Annotated in this window: 6 protein-coding genes; 1 reads left to right on the forward strand and 5 read right to left on the reverse strand. The window is 55.7% G+C overall.

The window, feature by feature from the left end:
- Positions 1 to 198 (forward strand): hypothetical protein (locus tag RDU76_11870; GenBank protein ID MDQ7799619.1); only part of this gene is annotated, 198 nt, incomplete at its 5' end.
- A 149-nt stretch (positions 199 to 347) separates the two neighbouring features.
- On the opposite strand, the gene RDU76_11875 is transcribed toward RDU76_11870, so the two are convergent.
- The 5 genes from RDU76_11875 to RDU76_11895 form a co-directional block, all read right to left on the reverse strand.
- A complete protein-coding gene (locus RDU76_11875; protein MDQ7799620.1) occupies positions 348 to 1,703 on the reverse strand; it encodes a radical SAM protein in 1,356 nt (451 codons plus the stop codon).
- Positions 1,691 to 2,221 (reverse strand): hypothetical protein, encoded by a 531-nt coding sequence (locus RDU76_11880; protein MDQ7799621.1) that lies wholly within the window; start codon positions 2,219 to 2,221, stop codon positions 1,691 to 1,693. The genes RDU76_11875 and RDU76_11880 overlap by 13 nt, the downstream gene beginning before the upstream one ends.
- Entirely contained in the window at positions 2,218 to 2,439 is a 222-nt protein-coding gene (locus tag RDU76_11885) for a DUF167 domain-containing protein (GenBank protein MDQ7799622.1), read from the reverse strand. Before RDU76_11885 ends, RDU76_11880 begins: the two co-directional genes overlap by 4 nt.
- A gap of 35 nt (positions 2,440 to 2,474) precedes the next feature.
- Positions 2,475 to 2,915 (reverse strand): hypothetical protein, encoded by a 441-nt coding sequence (locus tag RDU76_11890; GenBank protein MDQ7799623.1) that lies wholly within the window; start codon positions 2,913 to 2,915, stop codon positions 2,475 to 2,477.
- Between the two features lie 9 nt (positions 2,916 to 2,924).
- Positions 2,925 to 3,596, reverse strand: a 672-nt coding sequence (locus tag RDU76_11895; GenBank protein ID MDQ7799624.1) for a DUF523 and DUF1722 domain-containing protein, incomplete at its 5' end; no start/stop codon positions are given.

Below are 3,596 nucleotides of genomic sequence, written 5' to 3' on the forward strand. Positions count from 1 at the left end.
GCCGATCATTTTGGCGGGCAAAATAATCGGCTTGGGTTTGGTAAGGCAAAATTGCTGCAGGCGGACCCCACCCACACTCCCTCCCCGTTGCGGGGAGGGAAGCCGTCAGGCAGGGAGAGGTCAGTCGCATCAGCTCTGCTGCTGAACCAAGAGAACGGTGGTGAATTTGGACCTCACCCCGCCATTAGCAAGGAGTAATTATTGGCGGGCAGGCCTTCCCTCTCCAAATAAATTTGGCGAGGGAATGGTCATTGCGAGGGAGGCATCGAAGTTAAACGAATGAAGCAATCCAACTTTTCCTGGATTCCGGATCAAGTCCGGTGTGGCAGGGTTAAACGACATTTTTTCTAACCGTTCGACTTGCTGTCCAGGCATAGCACTTCCTGCTGTTGGTTGTAGATCGGGCAGCCCCCGCCGCACAGCGGCAGTTTGTCGCAGTCCTTGCATTTCTCCTGCAGATAAGCCTTCTTGCGCAGGTCCACCGCCGGTTTGGCGTTCCATATCTGCGTCCAGGGGTCGGCCAATATATTCCCCAAAGCGGCAAAATAGCTCTGGCAGGGGATCACCGAGCCGTCGGGCTCCAGGCACATGTTGTACTTGGCGGCGGTGCAGGTCTTGACCCCCAGCTCCAGATTGACCGGGTCCAGCTGGCAGTACTGGGTGGGGGTGTACCAGATCAGCCGCAGTTCCAGCTCCCGGGCCTTCTGGCGGATGCGTTCCATCAACGGCTTCAATTCTTCTTCCTTGAAGCCGATGCCGCAGGTGGCGCCCTGCCCGGTATAGATCAGCCCGTTGCAGGCCATGGCGGCCACGCCCAGCGATTTGATGAACTCCATGGTGGCTTCGATATTGTCGGCGTTAAGCCTGGTCAGGGTGGTGTTGGTGATGGTGTATACCGGCGTGGCCACCGCGTTCTTGATCCCCTGAACCGTCTCCTTCCAGGCCCCCTTGGCGCCCACCATCTGGTCGTGGACCTTGGCATCGTGCGATTCCAGCGTTATCTGGAAATGGTCCAACCCTGATTCCACCATCCTGTTAACCAGATCATTGTTCTTTAAGTTTCGCCCGTTGGTCAACAACCCGGTGACCAGGCCGGTCTCCTCGGCGTAGGCGATCAGGCCCGTCAGGTCGGGCCTTAAGGTGGCCTCGCCGCCGGTGAAGCAGACGTGGGGGATGCCGATCTCCCAGATCTTTTTTATGACCTGTTTCCACTGATCGGTGTTTAACTCGGCCGGCTGGCGGTCCTTGGGCAGGTAGCAGTGGCCGCAGGCGTTGTCGCACTTGTAAGTCAGGGCTAGGTCCATCCGGTAGGGCGCCGAGACCGGGGTCTCGAACGGCTCGATGCGGTTGATGTCCATATAGGTGACCGGGCAGATGTCGTCGGTCCGGGCCAGGGCGAATATCTTCTCCTTAAGCGAATTATAATCCTGCTCCAACTGCCCGGGCTTTACCCCGCGGTATCTTTTTAGCATCTGTTCTACCGCGACAGCCGCTTCGTCGTCCTCGATGATATGCTTGGCCATCTCGGCGGCGGTCTGGTTCAAATGCAGTATCCGGGAGGCGTTGATCACCAATACGCCCCTGCCATCCGGCTCGATGCGCAGGTGCAGCCGGAAGCTTTTATCGCCCTCCTGTCCCCGGTATTGGAACAGGCCGGCCTTGAGCGGCCTCTCTTTTTTGAACAGGTCCTTCAACCAAGCCATTTTTTCACCTTTCTTTTTCCCAGCAGGATCACCGGGAAGACAAGTTTATAATGGTTTTCGCCGGAGCGTATCTTTTTCAGCAGGGATTCCTTTTTAAAATAATAACTCTGAGCCAGATAGCCGGGGAGCGCCAGGCCCAATATCGGCTTTATCATAAGGCCGGCCAGGCCCATCATGGGTCCGACCGGGGTCAATATCAGATTGATGTCGGCTACCTCAAGCAGCAGTTTGTGTTTTTCCTGAAAACCGGCCGAGAGGATCTTGCCCGAAAGCTTCCAGTTGTTCCAACGAACGATGACCAGATCTCCACTTTTTTCCAGCCAGGAAGGAACAATGATCTGGCGAAACAACATGGCCAGCACGAAAGCGGAAAATAACAAAAGCACCGAACCCAAGACGGTCAGGGGCAATGTTTTCAAGGTAATGATAAACGACAGCGCCAGAATGGCCAAAAGGTCGAGCAGAAAAAACACTGCCCACAGCCAGCGGGATGCTCTTAATGTATTTTCATTATTCATAGACCTGCTATCTCCACCACCTTGTGGCGGCTGGTCTCGCCGCGCACCAGGGTGACGGCGCTTTTACGCACCCCGAAATGCTTGGCCAGGAATTTTATCAGATAGGCATTGGCCTTGCCGTCCACCGCCGGGGCCGGGATGTAGACCTTGTAGACGTCGCCCTCGGGAACGATCTTCTCTTGTTTGGCGTTGGGGACTATTTTGAGGTTGAGACGCATGCTATTCTGACCTCACCCTTCCCTCTCCTAAAGCATTAGGAGAGGGGTAGGGGAGAGGTCCCTTCGTTGAATTGGGTGATATGCTTTATGGCCAGACCCACGGCGCCGCCGTTCAGGATCAGCAGGATCAGCAGGTTTCCGAAGAACAGGTAATGAACGAAGCCCAGTATTCCCGGGGCAATGGCCAGACCCAGGGCCACCAGGCGGAACCCCTGGGGATTGGCCTGGGCTGTCATGGCTTTTGGCACAAGGTTGCGGCCGGAGGCGAACCTGAAGCTGAGCCAGACGAAGATCATGGATATTGCAATGAAAGCCACCATTACCGGTTCATCCGATGCCGGGGAGAGAAAATTTTCCACGGCGTTCCGGGATTTCAGGAATATCGCGATCAGGGCCAGGATCACCGGCTCGGCGGCCATTGCCCAGTAGACGATGTTCAGGTTATTCTGTTGCTGGGTCGGCTGATTATTATCCATAGGGACCTCCTAATATTTTCTTCCTTTGCCGGAATCAGTTATCTCCACCAGCTCTTCGGGGAACGGCCGGAAAAAGGTCTGATCCTTAAGATATTCCTCATTGAACCGCACGATCCAAGAGCGGATCAAACTCTGGGGCACGCTCAGCGGCAGTTTGCCGTTGCGGTAGCTTTGCAGGCTATCCAAAAAATACTGTTTTTCGCCGGAGGAGACCTTGTCCGAAAAATACCCCAGGGTATGCATCAGCACGTTGATGTGAGAGGTGTGCTTGGGGGCGTGGGCCAGGGCGGCCGAGAATTCGACCCGGTAGTCCTCTGCCAGTTCGGCAAAATCTTTATTTTCATGATTGGCTACGATCCGGCCCAAAATCTTAAGCTTGGCCTGGCTGTAAGCCATCAGCAGATATTTATTCCGGGAATGGAAGTTCACCAGTTCCTTCATCTCTCCCGAAGCGATGGCCCGCCGCAGATCGGCCAGGGCGAACAGCTTGGTGAAGAAATGCTCCCGGATGGAAAAATTCTCCAGCCGGGCCTCGTCTTCGACGGCGGCTTCGGGGAACCTTTCCATCACTACTTTTCCGAAGAAGCCCTGGCCCTTGCCCAGCGGCACCGGGTGCTCCGACCCGGCGTAGAATTTGACGTCCTTGATCCCGCAGGAGGGCGAGCGACTCTTGAGCAAGAA

It is taken from the genome of Candidatus Edwardsbacteria bacterium (genome assembly GCA_031082425.1).
Lineage (GTDB): Bacteria > Edwardsbacteria > AC1 > AC1 > EtOH8 > UBA2226.

Bases quoted from the DNA above. Each gene is read 5' to 3' on its own strand.
- RDU76_11880 (MDQ7799621.1), bottom strand. From the start codon at position 2,221: ATGAATAATGAAAATACATTAAGAGCATCCCGCTGGCTGTGGGCAGTG.
- RDU76_11890 (MDQ7799623.1), bottom strand. From the start codon at position 2,915: ATGGATAATAATCAGCCGACCCAGCAACAGAATAACCTGAACATCGTC.
- RDU76_11875 (MDQ7799620.1), bottom strand. From the start codon at position 1,703: ATGGCTTGGTTGAAGGACCTGTTCAAAAAAGAGAGGCCGCTCAAGGCC.
- RDU76_11885 (MDQ7799622.1), bottom strand. From the start codon at position 2,439: ATGCGTCTCAACCTCAAAATAGTCCCCAACGCCAAACAAGAGAAGATC.